Genomic DNA, 21,939 nt, shown 5'->3' with positions numbered 1-21,939 from the left:
GGATTAGTTTAGCAGTAGAATAAGCTTGAGTCATATATTAACGGCAATTGTAAAAAAGGTTTGGTATGGAGAGTAAATTAGTAATTAGACAGTTTTACGAAGAGAAAATTAAAAATAATTATGAAGATAATATTTGCCGGATTTTTCAAGTAAAATTTGAAATAGGAAGTGCTAGTTTTACGCCTCAAGATACATTTAAAAATGAAAATATTAACATTCAAGAATTTGCTAAAGCATGTTTAAAAGAAGAAGTTCCAACAGGGGTTTTGAGTGCTTTTAAACGACATATTTGGTATGCAAAACACGCTGCTAGTTACATTTGTATTTTTAAGATACCTGCCAACAAAGATATAACTTACGCGATTTGTATCAATGGTTATGTCGATGATGGTTGGGATAATAGTGGTAATTTTATTGAAGTTTATGATGAGCAAGGTGAGCTAATGGGAGCGAAAATATTATCTATCGATGACGAAGATTGGGAAAATTGGATATGGATGGATCGCCCACTTCAATCTAAGGATTTTAACTCATTTATACCTCCTTGGTCACAGGAATGAATATTGTAGGGAATATGAGATAAATAGACTTAAAAGACCTGCAATATGCGCCTATCATCTAAAGTGATAAATGGAGCGATCGCATTAACTATATGCAGTTGCAGATTTGGTTTTGCGGGGTTATACCAATTTTAGATTTTGGATTTTGGATTAAAAGACTCTCGCAAAAAGGGCAACGACGGGAATTGCACCCATATCTCCTGGTGTACTCCAAGGAATTCTACTGTTTGAACTACGTTGCTGTGGCAGCGAACCGGATCGAACGGTCGTCTTCCGTCTGGAAAACGGACGTTTTACCATTAAACTACACTGCCAGAAATTACCAATCTGTTTCTTTATAATCCTTAAATAGTTTAGCAAAAGGCGTTTTACCCTGATTAGTTCCTAGATAAATGGGGTCACAAATGCGTGCAGCCGCATCATTGATATCAAAGGGAGGATAAAGACCACGTTCTTGCATAGATTTTGCTTCATGATAAGGGTGTTGGAAGCTAATCCATCCAGGGTCTACTGCATTCATAAAAATACGATGTTTGGCATATTCTTTGGCACAGGTACGGGTCATTTGATTGAGAGCGGCCTTTGCCATATTGGTGTGGGGATGCCGCCAAGGTTTATTAACATCGTTAAATCGCCCTTCCATTGAAGAAACATTAATGATGTATTTATTAGTTTCTTGGTACTTGCTCATTAATTGTTTGAGTCTACTGTTAATGACAAATGGAGCGATCGCATTAACTATATGTACTTCCAGTAATTCTAAAATACTAACTTCGTCATCCTTCATTAGCCAGCTATTAAAGGGACGTAAGTCAAGTTGTTGCCCATCATCGGTATACGCTCCTTGAGGAAAAAAAACCGAATTATCTATGCTATCTTCAGTAATCAAAGGAAATTGCGAGAATAAAGCAGAATTTTCGACAAATGTCGCTTCTTCTTTATTAGCTAATAGTGCAGGATTCTCAGCGCTCACGGCGTGATTATGACCTACTAACACTTGTATTTCTGGCGGAAGTTCCCCCAAAGACAGCGATTCAAACTCAATTAAATGACGATAAAATACAGGTGGACGACGTACCGTTTGCGCTGCATTATTGATAATAATGTCGAGTCGCGGGTAAAACTTGCAAATGTGTTGGGTAAATTGCTCTACACTGTGAAGATGGCGCAAATCGAGTCCGTAAATTTGCAAACGATGTTGCCATTCTAGAAAATCTGGCTCTGCTGCGTACCTTTTTGCCGCATCATGGGGAAAACGGCTTGTGACGATCGCACTGGCACCATCTCGCAACAGTCTCAACGCTACCCCATAACCAATCTTGACCCTGGCTCCTGTGACAAGGGCGATCGTACCCCGTAAATCAGCAGTTTGGTGACGCTTACTGAAGTTAATATTTCCACACTCAACGCACAGTCCAGTGTAAAAGCTATGACCTTGTAAAAAAGTTGTCTTGCAGACAATACAACGTGGTGGTTTGGTCATTAATCATTTTTTCGTATTATTGCCTACTGTCGATTAATTAATATTGTAATTTCCGTTCCCTCACCTGGAATGCTTTGGATTGTTAAATGGGCACAAATGCGATCGCTGCGTTCTTTGATACCCATCAACCCAAAGCCTTTAACAGTAGACAAACTATCTGTATCAAATCCCTGTCCATTATCTTTAACTCGCAAAATAAATTGCGTCGGTTCGTACACCAGTTCAATTTTGATTTCACTGGCGAGTGCATATTTAATTGCGTTTGTCAATGCTTCTTGCCCAATGCGTAGTAAGTTATTCTCGATGTCTATCGACAGGGGATAGATGTCGCCAATAATATTACAGTTTATCTGCGTATCAATAGAGACAGACATTTGGGCAGCGAAGCGACTAAAAGCTTTAGACAAATTGCTAGTTTCTAAGATTTGGGGACGCAAAGCATTCACCGAATGCCGTGCCTCGGCAAGTCCTTCACGAGCCAGATCCCGCGCCTGAGTGATGTGTGCTTGCACCTCTGCCAATTCACTAGGAACTATCCTAGAGGCAGCACCCAACTGGACAATTACGCCTGTGAAGGCTTGAGCCAGGGTATCGTGGATTTCTCGTGCCATGCGGTTGCGTTCTTCCAAAATCGCAGTTTGGCGGCTTTGTTCGGCTAAATAGGTCAAATGAATCGCTAATGTGGCTTGTTGTGCCAACGCCATAATCAGTTCAATATTTTGAGGCAAGCTAGTCCTTGGCTCTCGGAAGCACAAACCAATAAAACCCAGAGGGCGAGAACCTAGAATCAACGGCACGCGGACAATAGAGCGATGCCCTTGATTGCGATGCCATTGAATTGCAGAGTCAACCTGTTGATTCCAGTCATCTAAATTAAAGAAAATCGCCTCGCCTCTAAAAAGTGCTTCTTTCCAAAAAGAAAGAAGATTACCTTTTACAGGCACTCTAAATTGTTCTAGTTCAGCAGCCGTTTTGATGGGAATTACCTGTCCATCTCGAACATATCGTTTCATAACTTTTGTATCCGAGGTTTCGTTGTAGAGGAACAGGGCGGCTGCATAGGATTTGGCTTGGGCGGAGGCTTCTAGCAGAATATGTTCCCAAAATGTTTCTAAGTCTGGTTCATCTGCCAGCCGATTTACACAGCCTCGCAGTGATTCGTTGGCTCTGACTAATTCGGCAATCTGTTCTTTTGCGGCTTTTTTTTGTTCTTTGAGGATAGCGGCTTGTTTTGCTTCTTCTGCTAAGCGAGTCAATTGAATTGCTAGTGTTCCTTGATGTGCCAAGGCTTGCGCCAATTCAAAATCTTCTGGTTTCAAGGTAGCTTTTTGCTGGAATGATAACCCCAAGAAACCCAAGGCGATGTCACCCAACATCAGAGGAATACACATAGCTGTCTGATGTCCTCGTCTGCGATGCCACTCCAAGGCTACAGGCCAGTGTTCTGGATGAGCATTTTCCCAAATTCCAAATTCCAGCGGTTGTTTTGTTTGTACCATGATTTTCCAAGCACCAGTAATATCTGCTGGAATGGGATCTAGGAAAGGCTCGATGTCTTGTAGTTGATTTTTAGGCAGTACTTCATCTGTTTCAGAACCCAAATGCAACCGCAGCGTATGGGAGGGAGGATCGTAGAGGAATAAATGTGCCGCTTGGGCACTTAGTTGGTGTTTAATTTCTAAGATCGCATGACCGAGAAAGGTATCAAGTTCGGAGTCAGCAGCAAGGCGATCGAGACTATTTTTGAGTGCTGTGTTGGCTTTAGACAGTTCTGCAACTCGTTCTTCACCAGCTCTGGCGCGTTCTACAATCAGGCGTTCAACTAACTGTTTGCGGTGTAAAGCTGCTCCAATGCCCTCAGCAGCAGTGGTGAGTACATCAATCTCTTGCTGACTCCAGTGACGAGGGGTAAGGCAATCATCGAAGGCAACACAGCCGATATAACGCCCTTCAATGAATAATGGAACTCCTCCAGAGGATTTAATACCAAGAGATTCAAACTGCATTCTGATGGTATCCGGCAAATGGTCAACTATACGCCAAATAGAACGACCTGCATACAGTTGTGTGACGATGACTTCGGCATCATCATTGTCGATCGCTGCCATAGTCAGATGATTGATTTGAGGGGTAATTCCCTCAGCTACCCACTCATAGGTCACCCAGTGCTGTAATTTTTGTGTGGTTGGGTTTTGGCGTTCGAGGATTAATTGGACGCGGCTCATATTTGCTACTTCCCCGATCGCTTGTAAGGCTGTTGGAATTGCAACATCAATATCCTCAGTTTCCAACAAATTTTTAGTGACTTGGGCAACTACAGAAAGTAAGCGATCGCGCTGTTGCAATTCTTGATTTAATTTTGCCAGTTCTACGGTGCGTTTTTGTTCGGCTTGCTGAATGCGTTGACGTGCAATTGCACTCCCAATACAAGCGGCTACGGTTTTGAGTAAGGCTAGTTCCGCCGACCCCCGGCGTTTTGCTTCGCGACAGTCATCAAAACCAAATACTCCCCAGCACTGACCTTCGACAAAAATCGGAACAACATGTAATACCTTGACACCGAGTGCAGCTTGCCCACTACGAAACGGCTCAGGCATTTCCTCTAGAAGATAGCTGATGCTGTTTCCTTGATGAATTCGCTCATACCATTCCCAAATCCCGCCCTCTTCATAGCTTCCTTGAGCTTCATAGGGATGAGTGATTTGGGATACCGTATGAGGTGAATCCCATTCGTATAAAATCTTCCAGCAGTGTAAGGGTTTAGATGGATGGTCAAAATTCTCGATTACCGAAACGCGATCGCAATCCAAACTTTCGCCAATTATTTTCAAGGCAGTATTCACTGCTTCATCGAAGTTGTCTATGGTGAGTAAAGCATTGGCAGCTGTTGTGGTGGCTTCTAAAATGCGATCGCGATTTTCTAAAAGACGGTTTTGCGCTTCGAGTTCTGCGACTCGTGCTTGTTCGGCAGGCAGTAAAGGTTCCTGGGCTTGCGGAAATTGGTAAGATCTTAGTTCAATCTGCGGTAGTTGTTGAGCATTCTCTAATTCCGCTTTTTGCACAGTAGAGTCTCCTGGCACTAAGAGCAAGCTTGTTGGATAAGTTTTAGTTCAATTATTAAACTTATCATGACAAATTAGCTGGAATTAAGCCAAATTATAGAAAAATACCCTTTGTCTAAAGCAAGTTCCTCTATGGAAGCAAGGGAACAGGGATTATCTGCCTCTGTTTTCTTGACGTTGTTTGAGTTTCAGCATAATTTCAGCGTGCATCTCGCGGGTAATTGGATAAAAATAAGTTAAAACTAAGCCAAAAATCAAACAAATTGTTGGTATGGGGCCAACAGCAATCCGAATAGCTAATAGTGCTGATTCTGGTTGAGTAGGTAGTGTAGTTTGTCCAGCGACAGCGGCTTTAAAACCAGCTACTTGCAACGCATTTCCTACTAAAAATAGCCCGAAAGCTAAACCGAATTTTTGTAGCAAAACCATGAAGCCATAAAAAATGCCTTCTCTGCGTTGTCCGGTTTGCAGTTCATCTAATTCAATCACATCTGGAATCATCGACCAGGGAATTAGATAAGCTGTCGATACGCCAACACCTGCCATCACAGCCATAAAATACATCAACAAAATTTGACCGGGTTGCAAGAAAAATAATCCTGCACCAGCTATAATCCACAAACTCATTCCCAGAAAATAAACAACTTTTTTGCCAACTTTTTTGCTTAATTCACCCCAGACAAATAGCATCACCAAAGCAGTTCCTTGGACTGCAATCATTACCGTGGGAACATCTGATTCCTTGAGGCGCATACAATCCACTACAAAATAGGGAATAATGCTGGCTGTGACTTGCACGCCTAGCCAAGAAAAAAGATATATACCAATAACAAATAAAAAAGGTCGGTTACTGAAAACAATTTTTAACTGTTCAAAGAAGGGAAGAGATGGAGGTTCTTCGATTTGGATGCGTTTGGCTTCAAAAGCGAGAATCCGCTTGCGGACTCCAAAAACGCACCAATATAATCCTAAAATCGAAATTATTGTAGAAATTGCTGCTAAAACGAGATATTGTTGTTGGCGATCGCTAATTCGAGAAAAAACAATCTGCGTTAAAATCAAAGACAAAATGCTACCACCAATAGAAAATGTAAAGCGATAGCTGTTAAGGCTGGTGCGTTCGTCATAATCTTGAGTTAATTCCGGAGTCATGGCCGTATAGGGCAAATTCACAACAGTGTAAAACGCCTGAGATACCACCCCAATCGCTACGTAATACCAAAATAACGGCCAAATATTATTACTCTGGTTTGCACTAAATTGCGGTACAATCCATTGCAAGAAAAAGAATAATCCAAAGGGAATTGCTCCATAAAACATCCAAGGAAGACGACGACCCCAGCGACGAGATTTAGTTTTATCAGTCAAAAAGCCGACAACCGGATCGTTTACGCCATCCCAAATTTTGCCAATCATCAAAATACTGCCAGCTAAACCCGCTGGAATACCAGCAACATTAGTAAAAAAAACCAGCAGAAAAAACACAGAGATATTTGCAGTAATGGCCGGGCCTAAATCTCCTGCACCGTAAGCCAATTTTGTTTTAAAATCCAGTTTTTCATTTAAAGGATTTCGTTGGGCATCACCATCAGCAACAGAATCATTCATAATAACTTGTCCTCATACTAAAATGTTTGCGTTTGCCTTCAATAGTAGCTGTTTACCAATTCCCTAAGATTTATGCCAGACCTTTATGTTTCTTGGTCAGATTATCACCAAAAAATTGAACAACTGGCTATTCAGATTTATGAATCAGGTTGGCAATTTAACCAAATTATTTGTCTTGCCAGAGGAGGACTACGAGTTGGAGATATTCTTTCCCGGATATACGATAAACCCCTGGCAATTTTAGCAACCTCATCTTACAGCGGCTCTAAGCAACAAAGAAGTAATTTAATTTTGTCCCGCCACTTGACGATGACCACTGAAAAGTTAGGTTCGCACATTCTTTTAGTTGATGACTTAGTAGACTCCGGAATTACACTCCAGCAAACTATTCCTTGGCTAAAACAAAATACAGATTTTGCCATTGAAGAAATCCGCACAGCCGTACTGTGGTATAAAGCCTGTTCAGTTATAGCACCCGATTACTACGTTGATTACCTACCCGATAACCCCTGGATTCACCAACCCTTTGAACACTACGAGAATATGAACATCGCTGAACTTGCGGCTAAGGTGATGAGGAGATGAGGGAGACAAATCAATTCAAAATGACGCTCGCGGACTCGCTAACGCTGCGCTAACAAAATTCACGCATTAAAGAACTTCTGCCTCCTCTTTTCCCATGCCCAATGCCCCATACCCAATGCCCAATCCCTAAATCAAAACAGCCACAGCCAAATCGGTAGAGTAACCAGCAATAGGATGACTCCACTGGCTAATGCTGTTACTGCCAAATCGCGATCGAGATTAAATGCCTCAGCAATTACTAGTGTGGCGAAAGCTGGAGGCATAGCCATTTGCAGCACTATTACCTTAGCTGTGGAACCCGTTAATCCAAATAGTGGTAGGATACTGCCCAAGATTAATGGAACTAATAGCATTTTGATACCCAAGCTCATGCTTGCTTGTGGTAGGCTGCGCCAAGAATTAAGCAGTGCTAATCGCATTCCAATTAACACTAAAGATAAAGCTAGGATAGTCCAAGCCAATTTTTCTAGGAACAATTCTACAAAAGTGGGAATTGCCACTTCTCGAAACAGTAATCCAAATCCAAAACTCCACAGACCAGGATTAATTAATATGGCTTTAACTGTGTGCCAATGATTCTGGACGCCACCGCCAAAACGCGCTGCTAGGAATACACCCAAGCCATAACTTCCTGGGAAGGAACCTAACAAATCATAAAATAACGCCCAAGCAAAGTATTCCTTGCCTACCATTGCTAAGGTGATGGGAAAGCCGAGAAAGCCTGTATTACCGAACATTGCCGTTAGGAGGAAGCTAGCCTGAGTTGGCGCTTGGGGAACGGTCTTTCTAAAATGAGCTTGTGCTTTAATGCCTACCCAACCTAAAAAAGCACCGAGTAGAATGGCTAGGTAAGCGATCGCGGGTGCAATCCAAATCTGTGCCGACAAGCTGGATTGACGCAAAAAAGATACTATGCTTATGGGTACTCCCACCCAATAAAGAAACCGTCCTAAATGGGTAGGAACCCTTACAGGTAGTTTGCGTCCCAAAATAAAACCTACCAGTACCAATCCTCCCAGCTTGACGTATAGTTCTAAAAGGTTTGTCAAAATTGCACCTAAGAACCACCAATGTAAAATGCTACCTGTTACTTATACTTTTTGTCCACTACAAAATCTGTTATGGCTATCCCACAAAACAGGAGTTTTCCCTTGAAGAAAGCTGGGTTTTCTAAAAAACTGCAAAATTCATCACCCGACCCTGATGATATTCCAGTGGCTATACGCGATACTCCTGTTGCAACACCGAAGGTGTGGTTGCAGCCCCAAATTTTACTGATTGGGGGAGTAGCAGGCTTTTTGCTGCTGGCTTTAATAAGCGGTTTTTTGTTTTTCCTCACTACGCCGAGAAAAACTGTTAATTCGGAACCTTCACCAATTAGTTCTGCTCCTGCAACTCCCCCAGCATCCAATAATTCCAACAATACTCTGTTGGGGCATCTGGCATATCCACAAGCGCCTGAATCAGAACTAGTAACCATTTCCGGAAATAGGGGCATTAGAATGCGGAAAACTGCTGCCCAAAAATTTCAGGAGATGGTAGCAACAGCGCGGAGTGCAAATGTAATTTTGGTGCCAATTTCTGGTTTTCGCTCGGTTAAAGACCAAGAGCAATTATTTTTTGGTGTCAGTGCCCAGCGAAATCAAACACCAGCACAACGAGCTGCCCTCAGCGCTCCTCCAGGCCACAGCGAACATCACACAGGTTATGCTGTGGATATTGGAGACGGTGCAGCACCAGCAACTAATCTCCAAACTAACTTTGAAAATACCAAAGCTTATCAGTGGCTACAAGCAAATGCAGCGCGTTTTGGTTTTGAAATATCCTTTCCCAAAAATAATGTTCAAGGCGTGAGTTACGAACCTTGGCACTGGCGTTTTGTTGGCGATCGCGATAGTTTGGAAACATTCTATAGAGCCAGAAATTTAAAACCCACCCCAATAGCTAAATAAAACTTTATCTACGCTCAAAGCCGAATGAGCGTTTTTTTTATCCTCAAGTGCCGAAATTTACTTTTATTTCAGGTTTCTTGGCTTTTTCTTAACCAAAACGTGTTTTGAGCATCAATATAATAATTTTGCTCATTCATAGAAACTGTGTAATGCAATACTCTTTAATGCTCGCAATTGGGCGGAATCCTATCCGTTTTCGCCCAAATATTGGGCTTAGTTTTTGGCTGGGTTCAATGCTCGCTCCCTTTTTGTGCCTTAGCTCTGCACAAGCTCAGATAATCGGGCAAGATATTACTTCCATCACTACTGATACTGTTTTGTTTCCTAGTATATCCCTTAAGAAAGTTGCAGGTGATAGCGAATTTGCTGGTAGTACTTTTACTGTAAATTTCGGAGGGCAAATTCAATCAATTACAGGATTGACAATCCCAGGAGGCAGCGCAACGTTTAGATCGATCCCTGCTGTTGTGCAAATTCGTCGCAAACCCGCTACAGATCCTAGAAAGCTAGCTTACTACCAAGGCAGTTTCAACTCTTCTTCTAAAACCTTTAACTTTTTAAGTGTCGGCCCACTTTCTGAAAAAACCCTGTTTAGTATCAACAATATTTTGGCAGGCCCAGATAACGTTTTTACTAACGTAGGTGCAAATTTAGCTGGTACCCCTTACAACGGTAACGCTAGCATTGAGCGACTTGACTTTGTACTTGCCAAGCCAGTGAAGGCTAGTAATAAAATTGGCTTTACGGTCTTCGAGCGCGGATTACCTACTGGACACGATGGTTTCGGTATTGCGGCAATTACAAGTGTGGATAAACACGGAAACCCCACTTCCTACGGCCCAATTTACACGATCGCAGCTTCCACCTGGGGCAAAACACCACTGCAAGACCCAATTCCACAATATTATTTCTTGAACAATGCCGCCAATAATCGCGGACTTCTTATAAACCCTGCCCTCACTATTCCACCGAACCAAGTTTTAGGAGGTATTCTGATTCGCACGCACGAACTCGTATCACCAGGACAAAAGGTCTACGGCTATTCACTTTTTGCCCCTGATGTTACTTGCACTCGCACAACACTACTGAATGTCGCTAATTCTTGTTTTCCTACGAACACCGGAACAAACGGAGGGATAGATTTAGCTGCACCTAATTTGGGTGCTGTCTTTTTGGATACAGAGTGAGGGCAAAAAACTTTTACAAACAAATTATAAAAAAGGTTTCTACTACAAAACCTTGTGTTAAACCGAGTTTGAAACACTAATTAAGTTAACGTGAGTCTTCGGTGGAGACTCACGTTTGTTTAGTAATGAGGAAATGAAAAGACCTATTGCAAAAATAGTTTTATGGCGGGGAAGAGACAGTAGACAATAGACAACAGCCTTAAAAGTCTGTTATGGAGGCTGAAGCACTATTTCCCTGAGTGCTGGACAGTAATAAGCGGCAATTTCTTTAGCGATCGCATCTGGTCGGGAAATTGTATCTAGATTGCAAAATAAAATTACAGTAATTTTGTCATCAATAAAACGAGTGATATTGCTGGCGAATCCTAAAATTGAACCATTATGGCCAACTACTCGGCGATCGCCATAATTCAATACCCACCAACCTAAACCTGCAACATATCTCAATTTTTCCCAATCATCGCCTTGATTGGGAAAATTAGCAGTCCATATAAAATCGAGGGTTGATTGCTTGAGCAAAGTTGCACGACAAAGCGCTTGTTCCCACTTCACCATATCTGCCACACTTGAAAGTTGACCTCCAGCAGAATAAGTGACTGAGGGACTGTAATAAGGTTTATTAACGAGTTTGTTATTTAGCAAGCGATAGCCAGCAGCCCGGTTTGGCACAATCTCTTTGGGATCGTTCATCAAACTTGCATTCATTCCCAAAGGAGCAAAAATGCGATCGCGTAACAAATCTCCATAGGATTTTCCAGTTACCTTCTCTAGCATCAAACCCAGCAAATAGTAGCCTGTGTTGTCATAGGCACTAAACTCACCTGGTTGAAACTTTAGGGGTAGGTCAGCGACTAAAGCCAAAATTTCCGATTTTGATAAATCAAGGCGGGTAAGTTCCCAATAGTTTGGAGCATCTGTATAACTGGGAATTCCCGACTGGTGAGCGAGAATATGCTTAATTGTGACGCTTTGCCAAGCTAAAGGTGGGCGATCGAGATAATTTGTTATGGGTTCATCTAATGAAATTACTCCTTCTTCCACTAACATCATTGCGATCGCAGCGGTGAAGGTTTTACCGACAGACGCAATTTCATAAACTGTGTGTTCAGTCGCCGCAACAGAATGTTCAATATTCGCCAGTCCATAACCCTTAACTAAAACAGGTTCGCCTTCCTGCACCACTGCAACAGAAAGTCCCGGAATCTGGTTTGTAGTCATTGTGACTCGGATATATTCGTCAATTTCCATTGACATTATTTTTATAGCAGTTGCCAGCTAGGTTAGGAGATAACCGATCGTAAAACCACGACACCAACAAACTTTTAAACCTGTTGCCTGTTGCCTGCTAAATTTAGTTTTATCGGCTCTTTGGTGGGTTTTCACTTTCTGGTTTTTGATATTTACCTGGATATTTCTGATAAAAATATTCTTCCATAATTTGTAAAATCATTGGCGCTGCAACACTACCACCACCACCACCAGAATGTTCAGCAAATGCGACGATCGCGATTTCTGGCCGATCTGCGGGAGCATAAGCACCAAACCAAGCGTGATTTTGTTTAACATGATTCTTCCATGCTTCGGCGGTACCACTCTTACCAGCTACTGGAGGAACTGTTGGTTTGTTCAAAGCTTTACCTGTGCCTTCAGCTACTACTTTCCGCAATCCTTGACGCAGGACACTTATGGTTGTCGGCTTCATATTTAAAGACTCCCGCCAGCTTTTTGCTTGTTCATTATCTTTGAGCAAATGCGGCTGGACTCGGTAACCACCGTTAGCAGGCACGGAAAACATAATGGCGACTTGCAAGGGTGTTGTTTGTAAAGCACCTTGACCAATTGACATATTAATGCTGTCACCTACAGTCCAAGGCATCTTCCATACTTTCTGTTTCCATGCTTCATCTGGCACTAAACCTGGTGTTTCTTCGTTAGCAAATTCAAAGCCAGTTTTTTTACCAAATCCATACTTTTTAGTCCATTCAATTAAAGTCGGCCCGCCAACTCCGCGACCAATTTGATAAAAGAATGTATCACTACTCCACTGTAATGCCCCAACAAAACCCAACGGGCCGAATCCTGCATGGTTCCATTCGCCAAAACGCGTACCCCCAATGTTTAAGGAACCGTAAGTTTGTAAAACTGTGCTAGGAGAAAATTTGCCCGATTCCAGACCAGCAGTGGTGGTAACTATTTTGAAGGTACTAGCAGGTGGAAAGGCGCTGAGGGCGCGATTTACCAAAGGATGTTCTAAACCTTGAACGCTTTCCCAATCTTTTTGGGTGAGTTTTTGCTTCGAGAAAATATTCGGGTCAAAGGTAGGGTGAGATACCATTGCTAAAACTGCACCATTCTTAGGATCTAAGGCTACAATCGCCCCATTGCGATCGCCTAAAGCTTTTTCTGCTGCCTTTTGCACATCTAAATCTATAGTTAAGTGCAAATCATTACCAGCTTTGGCTTGTTTCTCTCCCAAAACCCGCAGCGGCCGACCAGCACCATCTACTTCTACCTGTTGACCTCCCCATTCGCCCCGCAGCATTTTCTCATAAGCTTTTTCAACTCCCATTTGACCGATGACATCACCCAATCTGTAGCCTTCCTGCTTCTTTTCTTTTAACTGTTCGGGGGTGAGTTCTCGCGTGTAACCTAATATATGTGCTAATTCCTTGCCGTGAGGATAGTAGCGAACTGCTTCCGTGGAAATTTCTACGTCTTTGAGTTCGCTTTCATACTCTTTTAATGCCGTAATTTGTGCTTCGTTCAAGTCACGGGCAATCCGAATCAGCGAAGAAGAGTTAGCGCCAGCCTCTTCTAGTTTCTTTTCCATCTCTTCTTGGGGAACTTCAAGAACTTGAGATAGACGCCGAGCCACAACCGGCCACGAGGGTTTAGTATGTGCCATCGGCCACAAATATACAGACCGGGGATAGCGAGTACTAGCTAAAAGTTTGCCATTGCGGTCAAAAATATTGCCCCGCTCTGGTTGTTTGGGGATCATGCGAATTCGATTTGCTTCTGCTCGTTTGCGGTGATTCGCTCCTTCAACAATTTGCAAGTATGCTAAACGAGTACAGATTCCCGTCACCATCAACAGAGTAAATACGATAAAAAATATCGACTGGCCACCGCGTCCGACTGTACGTGTATTTTTTTTGCCACCAAATGGAGATGGTTTTAATAAGGTCATAAGACAAAGATTATTTGAAAATTAAGATTATCTGTAAATATTTACGATCGGCACTACTGGGTGCTAGAGAATTAGGCGGGTATATTTATGAACATATTGTTTTTGGCGGATACAATAAACCAAAGTGTCAAGGAAAAGACGCGATTAATCGCGTCTTTACTAGTCTGCCCAATGGAGTAGATAAATTGACCAAATCAGGTAAAATCACGGCATTCTACTAAGGATTATGGCTCAAACTGTGATGCAGAATCAGAGGGGGATCGCAGGTTTTCATCCGCTTGACGTTGAACTGCGTAATGTGTTCAAGTTTTTTAATCAAGAACCAGCAGTACACGGAATCGACTTGGAAGTTAAACAAGGGGAATTTTTTAGTATTTTAGGCCCCTCCGGTTGTGGAAAGACAACAACACTGCGCTTAATTGCTGGCTTTGAAATAGCTGACACTGGTAAAGTTTTGATCCAGGGCCAATCTATGACTAATGTGCCCCCTTACCGCCGACCAGTCAATACTGTTTTTCAAAGTTACGCTTTATTTAACCATTTGAATGTGTGGGATAACATCGCCTTCGGATTGCGGTTAAAAAAATTACGTAAAGCAGTAATTGAAACTAGAGTCCAAGAAGCTTTAAAACTGGTGAAAATGGAAAGTTTGCGATCGCGTTTTCCCAACCAACTTTCTGGCGGTCAACAGCAACGCGTTGCTTTGGCAAGGGCTTTAGTCAACCGTCCCGCTGTTGTGCTATTGGATGAACCTTTAGGCGCGTTAGATTTAAAATTACGTAAGGAAATGCAAGTTGAGTTATCGAATTTACATAAAGACTTGGGTTTGACCTTTGTGATGGTAACACACGACCAAGAAGAAGCACTTTCCTTGAGCGATCGCATTGCTGTGATGAATCAAGGCAAAATAGAGCAAATTGGTACTCCCAGCCAAATTTACGAACGTCCCCAAACATCTTTTGTAGCTGATTTTATCGGCGATACTAATTTATTTAGCGGTGAAATCCTTGCGGTTAACTCTGCTGATGTGCAAATTTTGACAAAAACTGGACTCTCAATTATCATCGCTCGTGCTGAAGATACACCAACCGAATTATCACACCCTGTGGTTGTAAGTGTACGCCCAGAAAAAATACAGCTTTCACTTTATCCACCGAATTTACCAACAAACTCTTTTGAAGGTCGGTTAGTTAATGTTATGTATTTGGGTACACACGTTAATTACATTGTGGAATTAACGAATGGTGTCAAAATTAATGCATTACAACCTAATACTTTTGGTAGTTTACCAGACCGCGATACGCCAATTTATGCTTGGTGGGCAGAAACCGATTGTTTAGCATTATTAAGTAATTAGTTGTCCTTTGTTCCTCAGGGTCAGCAAAAAAGCTAAGATACAGATTCTGATAAATTTCGTAACCCTTAAATTTCGTTGATAATATTTCTGTTAAGTCCGACTTAATTTGATTAATTCGGTTAATACTTTTATGCAACCTTGCTTTTTACTGAATTGTTCTTGATAAAAAACTAACAAACACATCTGTAGGAAAAATCTGAAAACTATACCAGGTAAGAAATATCAATGATCCGACCGCGCAAGGTCTTTGCTCAGCATTGGCTTAAAAGTGAAAAAGCACTCGACGCAATAATTAAAGCAGCAGAGTGTCAACAAAGCGATCGCATTCTGGAAATCGGCCCAGGAACGGGTATTCTCACTCGTCGTTTACTACCTTTAGTACAATCTCTACTTGCAGTGGAAATAGACCGCGACTTATGCGAACTATTAGCAAAGCAACTAGGTAAAAGAGAAAATTTTTTACTGCTACAAGGAGATTTTCTCACCCTAGATTTACCATCTCAATTGATAGCATTTCCTAATTTCCAAAAGCAAAATAAAGTAGTAGCCAATATCCCCTACAATATTACAGGCCCAATTATTGAAAAACTACTCGGTACGATCGCTAACCCTAACCCCGAACCATTGGAATCGATAGTACTGCTGGTACAAAAAGAAGTAGCAGAAAGATTGTACGCCGAACCAGGGTCAAAAGCCTTCGGGGCGTTGAGCGTGCGGGTACAATATTTAGCTGAGTGTGAGTTAATTTGTACAGTCCCAGCAGCCGCATTCCATCCACCGCCAAAAGTCGATTCAGCAGTTGTGCGATTGCGTCCCAGAAAAATAGAGATACCAGCACTCGATCCCAGGCGGTTAGAGAATTTGATAAAGTTGGGATTTGCTGCAAAGCGCAAAATGTTACGAAATAATTTGCAATCAGCCGTAGAACGCGATCGCTTAACCCAATTACTGGAACAATTAGAAATAAATCCCCAAGCCAGGGCCGAAGACCTTAGTGTTCAGCAATGGGTAACTCTGGCGAATGAGTTGGGAGTTAAAAGTGAGGAGTCAGGAGTTAAAAGTGAGGAGTGAGGAGTGAGGAGTTAATAGTAAATTAGCAAATCATCCTCATAGATTTAAAACTCAAAATTCACCCACTTCCAACTCCCAACTCCCAACTCCCAACTCCTAACTCCTAACTCTTAACTTTCAAAATGCATTCCTACAGTTTAATTGCCCCTGCTAAAATCAATTTGTATTTGGAAATCATTGGCGATGCCTCCGGTGGCTATCACGAGTTAGCAATGATACTCCAAAGTATTTCCCTTGCCGACCGGATTGATGTCTTATCCACCAGTAATGACAGCATTCGCGTTCACTGTAACCATCCACAAGTACCGACAGATAAAAGTAATCTAGCGTACAAAGCAGCAGAACTTATGGCGACGCAATTTCCTGAAGCCTTTGCTAGATATGGGGGTTTAGAAATTAGCATCAACAAGCAAATTCCTGTAGCTGCTGGGTTAGCTGGAGGTTCCACAAATGCTGCCGCTGTGTTAGTAGGAATAGATTTACTCTGGAAATTGGGACTAACTCAGTCAGAATTAGAAGAATTGGGAGCTACACTTGGTTCAGATGTGCCATTTTGTGTATCAGGTGGAACAGCGATCGCCACAGGTAGAGGCGACCAACTTGCTCCATTACCAAGTTTGGATAACATATATATAGTATTGGCAAAATATCGCAGCTTAGAAGTTTCCACTGCTTGGGCTTACAAAACCTATCGCCAGGAATTTGGTAATTCTTATATTAGAGATACCAACGACTTAGTAGCACGTGCTAATGCAGTCCACTCAGGAGAAATAGTAAAAGCCATCTTTGAGCGAAACGCAGCAAAAATAGCCGAAAAGCTGCACAATGATTTAGAACGCGTAGTATTACCAGCCTATCCCCAAGTATTACAACTCAGAGAAGCCTTTGCAAATGAAGAAGGCGTTCTAGGAACGATGATGTCTGGTTCCGGGCCGACAGTGTTTGCTCTTTTTGAGTCTGAACAGCAAGCAGAACAAGTTAAGCTGCATATCAGGGAAGCAATCTCCGATGAAGACTTAGAATTGTTCGTGGCTCGGACAATTACACACGGTATTCAAGTAGCATCTTCAGTTTAAAAATGGGAAGTAGGGAGTGGGAAAGATGAGAAGACAAAAAGAAAAACTCCCTACTCAACACTCCCTGTTTGCCCAATCCAAAATCCAAAATCCAAAATCTAAAATCTAAAATCTAAAATTGTATGAGCGACCAAAATCTAACCCCAAAAACAGATGCTCAAATACAGGTGAGTGCGAGTCCTTTACGCTCCACAATTGGCGCTGTAATTTCTGGAGGAATGGCATTTGCAATGTATTCGCTAATGATTGCGATCGCCACAAATTTTGCTACCAAACCTGTCCATTCAATTAATCCATTGGTAATAAAAATTACCTCTGCTGTTCGCACCTTGGTTGTTGGTGTAGTTGCTTTAGGAAGCGGTATATTCGGTATCGTAGCAATTGGTTTGTTGGCTTTGACGCTGCAATTATTAATACAGCAGTTAACTAAACCAAAAAGTAGCGAAAGCTAATAATTTGTTTTTAATCAACGCCCTAAAGATACAAGTTTTTCCAATGAACCACGGTTTTTAATTAATTGTAGCTTCCCATTTTTAGAAGATTCAAAGATTTCTTGCTGTTTTCTCCAAATTTTTGGAGAAATACCGTGGTGTTGACGAAACTGACGGGAAAAATGACATGTATTTTGATAGCCTACTGCAATAGCGATCTGCTCAATTGTCTTATTCGTATTTTTTAGTAATGGACGTGCAGCCGCCATCCGGCGCTTGACAATCCAACCGTTTACAGTCTCTCCTGTCTGTTTTGCTACCCGATTAGTTAAATAAGCAGGCGAATAACCAACTGCAACAGCTACATCAGACAAAGTAATTCCTTGGTGATAATTATCTTCAATGTAGTCGAAAACTGATTGTAATTGAGGAATAGATGGAAAAATCGACTCAGAGTTAGTTGATGAAGCTAGCGGTAGGCTAAGTTGATGAGCGTTATTTGTGTACCAGTGCTTTAATAAAGCTTGCTTTTCAAATCGGACAGCGATCGCTCTGAGCAAATCCTCTATAGTAGAAGGTTTAGTCAGATAATCATCTGCTCCCAACTCCATACCTTTACGAAGATCTGCTTGAGTATTACTACCAGTCAAAAAAATGAAAGGAATAATACCTGTGTCAGGATGTTGACGCAGTGTAGTCAAAACACTGTAACCATCCATATCCGGCATTTGAATATCGCAAATCACCAAGTCGGGTAAATGCTCTTGTGCTTGTTGGATACCAGCTAAGCCATTTTCAGCACCTATACTATTAAAACCTTGAGCTTCAAGAACCTCTAAGAAGACATTGCGGGTAACGGCATCATCTTCAATAACAAGAATTTTTTTCGATGATTCGTGTATCATTTTTCCATCAATAGGATTTTTGTGGCAGGAAATGACGATCAAACTTTGTGCCGAGTTTTCTCTAAAAACCTATGAGTCTTTATCAGAACATAGTTATGAATTAATAACTAAGAAAACTACATCAGGGAACCAGTAAATTTCAACTCAACTTCTGGCTCTAGTACCAATGGAAAGTTAAATTCAACTCACCTGTACCCGCCAGAATTCATATATCTGGTTAGTTGGTCAACCAAGTCGGCACTATACCCATTAATGAGTTGCTAATCACAGCTTTATAAAATTCTAATCTTGCTATTCCTTAGTCAAAAATAAAATCCATTACTAAAGAATCAGAGATAAGTTATGATTTTAATTTTGATTTTAACAATAAATTATGATTTTTTTATGATGGTAATGTAAAGAATTTTTGGTATGATTCTGATATAAATAAATATTATTTATTACTTTATTTCTGTGAAAGTTTAAAAATCAAATATCGAGCATTACATTATTATGATGATATATATTTTTGATTAATTTTATTTGTAAGTATAAGTTTTCCCTATTGATTAAATTAACAATTAAGTACTTAGCTCTTATTTTACATAAAATACATAACAACTAGATAATTTAGCTGTTTTTTATTTTTAACCAGAGATAATACCAGAGGCTAAAATAAAATTTACTAGTCAAAAAAGTGATTAATCAATAATATAAAATCTTCCAAATTCTATATATATTTAGATACATTCGTCTTAATACACATAGTTTCAACCATAAAAAGAATTTTTATCAATTTAATTTTTTTAATTTGTTGATTAAGAGATTAAACTATATAAAAATAAACCCTGTCATCTGTCATATGGTATACATTTTTATAATTAACTTTGTGCTTGTTATCCCAAAAATCTCCCAAAAGAAATAGAAAAAATTAAGTAAACATGTGTTAAGCGAGCTTCTTTATTTAAATTAAAGGATGTTTGCATCTTCTAAAAAAAAATAATTGAAAACCGATAAGTCCCATAATGTATGTCCTATTAAGACATAAAACTTGATAATAGTCATTGTGTCTTACCCAAGTCTAAGTTAGTTCTCTGAAGGAAAATAACTTAGATTTCAAAAACAAAAAAATAGACACGTCTATCAAAAAATTGTTCATATACTAGTTTACCAAACATTGAGTAAGCTTAATGAAGAAGCTGCTTCTGCAATACGGTTCATCTGTAAGAGCGGGTTAAACTAGATATTTATTCTGTCAGTTCTACCCGCCCCTACTTTTAATATAAGTTTGGAATAATTTATTGATTTTTTAATTTATTTATGATGACTTTTATGATGCTGTCCTTGATTTTAGATATTAAAAATGCTGATGGTAAAATTTTAATTAAGATAATATTGTTCGTCTAAATTGTATATCAAAGGTTTTTAATCAGAAAATAACCATGAATATATCTATGTAAGTTAAATCTAACAATATTTATTAATCAGTTACAGTTTTACATGAATAAATACAGCAGACCGCAAACAAGTGAGATACAGATAATCGTAGGAAATATCGTTGTGCCCTTACCTGTATACTTCATTTCCCTGAAATACGCTCTAAGTTATTAGCTAATTAAAAAAATATGAGACCAAATTCAGAAAAAATCAAAAAACCTGTGAAGTAAAGACCAGTTATCCTAGTATCAAACGAGTGTATTTATATGAATCAAAATATTAGTAGTTATCAACCACAAATGGGCAGAAAAATCAACAATGAACAAATTGAACAAATTCTCAAAGCAATTATCGCAGGCAAATACTCCTGGGCCTGCGTTTTAATCCTACGTTTTTCTGGTTACAATCCGATAGATTACATACCCTATCGTACCTACATCAGACTTCTTAAAAATAACTGTTTAGTTGAGACTTCAAAATCCAGTCAAACTAATAGTGAGAATGTTGAGACTTTAAGCTTTAAGTCCAGCTGGCTTTAACTCTAAAAAAATAAACAATGGCGTTATTGTACGCGCTGGTTGAAAAAAAATATGTACGGGTAGCCTTACATTTTCTAATTCATACTTTTTGGTCATCATTAACATATGACTTACCCATTTACTATCCCTAATACTCATCTACTCCAACCTACTCTCAAAGAAATCGTATGGCAGAAAAAGTATGAAGTTACACAAATTCAGCAGGAAATGTCTTTAGCTTCATTGCAACGTCAGTTAACTGCTGCACCTATGGTACGAGACTTCTTTACTGCTTTGCAACAAAGTCATTATCGACCTTGCATCATTGCAGAGGTGAAGAAAGCATCTTTAATTCATGGAATAATCAAACCAGACTTAGACCCAGTTGCGATCGCTAAAGCTTATGAGCGTGGTGGTGCAACTTGTATCTCTGTCGTCACCGATCACAAGTTCTTTCATGGCAGCTTTGAAACTTTACGAACTATCCGCCACAGAGTAGCATTACCTCTACTTTGCAAAGATTTTATTTTAGATCCGTGCCAAATTTATCTAGCACGAGCAGCAGGCGCAGATGCCGTGCTATTGATTGCAGCGATTCTATCCGACCGCCAACTTCAAAACTTTTTGCGGGTGATTCACTATCTAGGAATGAATGCTCTGGTAGAAGTACATACCTTAGGAGAACTAGATCGGGTACTAAAGCTTGATGATGTGCGCTTGATAGGAATCAACAATCAAAGTCTAGAGGATTTCAGCATTGATATCGATACAACTGGCCAATTGCTGGCAGCTAGGCGATCGCAGATCCAGAACTTGGGCATTAGTATTATCAGTGAGTCTGGCTTACATACACAAGCTGACTTATCCTTTGTCGCTGAAGCTGGTACACATGCTGTTCTATTAGGAGACACTTTAGTTAAACAAGATGATGTACAACAGGCGGTGCGTAATCTGCTCCAACTTAATCTTTCCACCCACAGCAATCTTCTCAAGAAAGCAATGAAGGAAAGATAGTTTTGAAACTTCTTGCAGAATTTCATCTCAGTTTTGTCTAAGTCATTGAGGTGAAAGCAGCACTGCTCAAGGGATTTGCACAATTTGGAAAAAAAATTCCTTTACCCCTTGACAATCCCTAATAGACTAGTTACTCTAGATAAGTGTGAAGGCGAGAGAGAACGCCAACAACACCTGAACCGCAAAAATACAATACTTTGAAAGCTTAAGAAATAACCAATCCTCGTCAAGAGAATCTAATTTGGGACTTCCCAATAAAAGATAATCGAAAATTATAACTAGGATTCCGAAATAAATATAATATTTGTTTTCGGAAAACAAACTCGAAACACAACAAAACGGAGAGTTTGATCCTGGCTCAGGATGAACGCTGGCGGTATGCTTAACACATGCAAGTCGAACGGTGTCTTCGGACATAGTGGCGGACGGGTGAGTAACGCGTGAGAATCTAGCTTCAGGTCAGGGACAACCACTGGAAACGGTGGCTAATACCGGATGTGCCGAAAGGTGAAAGGCTTGCTGCC

The 21,939-nt window shown here is 40.6% G+C and carries 18 protein-coding genes, 1 tRNA gene and 1 rRNA gene; 12 read left to right on the top strand and 8 right to left on the bottom strand.

What is annotated here, in order from left to right:
* Positions 1 to 65: 65 nt before the first annotated feature.
* On the top strand, positions 66 to 560 hold the full coding sequence (locus H6H03_RS30885) for a hypothetical protein (RefSeq protein ID WP_190958860.1): 495 nt from the start codon (positions 66 to 68) through the stop codon (positions 558 to 560).
* Between the two features lie 243 nt (positions 561 to 803).
* Here the strand turns inward: H6H03_RS30885 and H6H03_RS30880 are convergent.
* From H6H03_RS30880 to H6H03_RS30865, 4 genes are all read right to left on the bottom strand, one after another.
* A tRNA-Gly gene (locus H6H03_RS30880) sits at positions 804 to 874 on the bottom strand.
* 5 nt (positions 875 to 879) lie between these two features.
* The gene (locus H6H03_RS30875) at positions 880 to 2,043 is read right to left on the bottom strand and encodes an SDR family NAD(P)-dependent oxidoreductase (protein WP_190958859.1); all 1,164 of its coding nucleotides are present in this window, start codon (positions 2,041 to 2,043) and stop codon (positions 880 to 882) included.
* Positions 2,044 to 2,066: 23 nt separating this feature from the next.
* A complete protein-coding gene (locus H6H03_RS30870) occupies positions 2,067 to 5,105 on the bottom strand; it encodes a GAF domain-containing sensor histidine kinase (RefSeq protein WP_190958858.1) in 3,039 nt (1,012 codons plus the stop codon).
* 153 nt (positions 5,106 to 5,258) lie between these two features.
* Positions 5,259 to 6,713 carry an MFS transporter gene (locus H6H03_RS30865; RefSeq protein WP_190958857.1) on the bottom strand — a complete coding sequence of 485 codons (1,455 nt, stop codon included), beginning with the start codon at positions 6,711 to 6,713 and terminating at the stop codon, positions 5,259 to 5,261.
* Positions 6,714 to 6,785: 72 nt separating this feature from the next.
* Here H6H03_RS30865 and H6H03_RS30860 point away from each other — a divergent pair, with 72 nt between their 5' ends.
* Positions 6,786 to 7,298 carry a phosphoribosyltransferase gene (locus H6H03_RS30860; RefSeq protein ID WP_190958856.1) on the top strand — a complete coding sequence of 171 codons (513 nt, stop codon included), beginning with the start codon at positions 6,786 to 6,788 and terminating at the stop codon, positions 7,296 to 7,298.
* Positions 7,299 to 7,429: 131 nt separating this feature from the next.
* Here H6H03_RS30860 and H6H03_RS30855 read toward each other — a convergent pair whose 3' ends face one another.
* A complete protein-coding gene (locus H6H03_RS30855; protein WP_190958855.1) occupies positions 7,430 to 8,347 on the bottom strand; it encodes an AEC family transporter in 918 nt (305 codons plus the stop codon).
* 102 nt (positions 8,348 to 8,449) lie between these two features.
* Between H6H03_RS30855 and H6H03_RS30850 the strand changes: the two genes are divergently transcribed.
* Both H6H03_RS30850 and H6H03_RS30845 read left to right on the top strand, forming a co-directional pair.
* Positions 8,450 to 9,250 (top strand): M15 family metallopeptidase, encoded by an 801-nt coding sequence (locus H6H03_RS30850; protein WP_190958884.1) that lies wholly within the window; start codon positions 8,450 to 8,452, stop codon positions 9,248 to 9,250.
* A 149-nt stretch (positions 9,251 to 9,399) separates the two neighbouring features.
* Complete coding sequence (locus H6H03_RS30845) at positions 9,400 to 10,437, top strand: hypothetical protein (protein ID WP_190958854.1); 1,038 nt, start codon at positions 9,400 to 9,402, stop codon at positions 10,435 to 10,437.
* A 210-nt stretch (positions 10,438 to 10,647) separates the two neighbouring features.
* Here the strand turns inward: H6H03_RS30845 and H6H03_RS30840 are convergent, their stop codons facing one another.
* Together H6H03_RS30840 and mrdA are read right to left on the bottom strand one after the other, a co-directional pair.
* Positions 10,648 to 11,685 (bottom strand): serine hydrolase domain-containing protein, encoded by a 1,038-nt coding sequence (locus H6H03_RS30840; protein WP_190958853.1) that lies wholly within the window; start codon positions 11,683 to 11,685, stop codon positions 10,648 to 10,650.
* A 109-nt stretch (positions 11,686 to 11,794) separates the two neighbouring features.
* Positions 11,795 to 13,627 (bottom strand): penicillin-binding protein 2, encoded by a 1,833-nt coding sequence (gene mrdA, locus H6H03_RS30835; protein ID WP_190958852.1) that lies wholly within the window; start codon positions 13,625 to 13,627, stop codon positions 11,795 to 11,797.
* 14 nt (positions 13,628 to 13,641) lie between these two features.
* Here mrdA and H6H03_RS30830 point away from each other — a divergent pair, with 14 nt between their 5' ends.
* The 5 genes from H6H03_RS30830 (at position 13,642) to H6H03_RS30810 (ending at position 17,583) form a co-directional block, all read left to right on the top strand.
* Entirely contained in the window at positions 13,642 to 13,848 is a 207-nt protein-coding gene (locus H6H03_RS30830; RefSeq protein ID WP_190958851.1) for a hypothetical protein, read from the top strand.
* Between the two features lie 5 nt (positions 13,849 to 13,853).
* Positions 13,854 to 14,984, top strand: coding sequence for an ABC transporter ATP-binding protein (locus tag H6H03_RS30825; protein ID WP_190958850.1), 1,131 nt, complete (start codon positions 13,854 to 13,856; stop codon positions 14,982 to 14,984).
* A 225-nt stretch (positions 14,985 to 15,209) separates the two neighbouring features.
* Entirely contained in the window at positions 15,210 to 16,055 is an 846-nt protein-coding gene (rsmA, locus tag H6H03_RS30820) for a 16S rRNA (adenine(1518)-N(6)/adenine(1519)-N(6))-dimethyltransferase RsmA (RefSeq protein WP_190958849.1), read from the top strand.
* A 122-nt stretch (positions 16,056 to 16,177) separates the two neighbouring features.
* Positions 16,178 to 17,131, top strand: a complete 954-nt coding sequence (gene ispE, locus H6H03_RS30815) for a 4-(cytidine 5'-diphospho)-2-C-methyl-D-erythritol kinase (RefSeq protein WP_190958848.1) — start codon at positions 16,178 to 16,180, stop codon at positions 17,129 to 17,131.
* A gap of 122 nt (positions 17,132 to 17,253) precedes the next feature.
* The gene (locus H6H03_RS30810) at positions 17,254 to 17,583 is read left to right on the top strand and encodes a DUF3082 domain-containing protein (protein ID WP_190958847.1); all 330 of its coding nucleotides are present in this window, start codon (positions 17,254 to 17,256) and stop codon (positions 17,581 to 17,583) included.
* Between the two features lie 14 nt (positions 17,584 to 17,597).
* Here the strand turns inward: H6H03_RS30810 and H6H03_RS30805 are convergent, their stop codons facing one another.
* Positions 17,598 to 18,467: a response regulator gene (locus H6H03_RS30805; protein WP_190958846.1), complete on the bottom strand. Its 870-nt coding sequence runs from the start codon at positions 18,465 to 18,467 to the stop codon at positions 17,598 to 17,600.
* A 1,682-nt stretch (positions 18,468 to 20,149) separates the two neighbouring features.
* On the opposite strand from H6H03_RS30805, the gene H6H03_RS30800 reads away from it, so the two are divergent.
* The 3 genes from H6H03_RS30800 to H6H03_RS30790 all read left to right on the top strand — a co-directional run.
* On the top strand, positions 20,150 to 20,422 hold the full coding sequence (locus H6H03_RS30800; protein WP_190958845.1) for a HetP family heterocyst commitment protein: 273 nt from the start codon (positions 20,150 to 20,152) through the stop codon (positions 20,420 to 20,422).
* A 105-nt stretch (positions 20,423 to 20,527) separates the two neighbouring features.
* Positions 20,528 to 21,415 (top strand): indole-3-glycerol phosphate synthase TrpC, encoded by an 888-nt coding sequence (gene trpC / locus H6H03_RS30795; RefSeq protein ID WP_190958844.1) that lies wholly within the window; start codon positions 20,528 to 20,530, stop codon positions 21,413 to 21,415.
* 335 nt (positions 21,416 to 21,750) lie between these two features.
* Positions 21,751 to 21,939 (top strand): 16S ribosomal RNA (locus H6H03_RS30790); the annotation flags it as partial.

The sequence above is a fragment of the Nostoc paludosum FACHB-159 genome (genome assembly GCF_014698835.1).
Classification (GTDB): Bacteria; Cyanobacteriota; Cyanobacteriia; order Cyanobacteriales; family Nostocaceae; genus Nostoc; species Nostoc paludosum.
The sequence above is the reverse complement of the archived record's forward strand: the minus strand, read 5'-3'. Positions and strand labels throughout refer to the sequence as shown.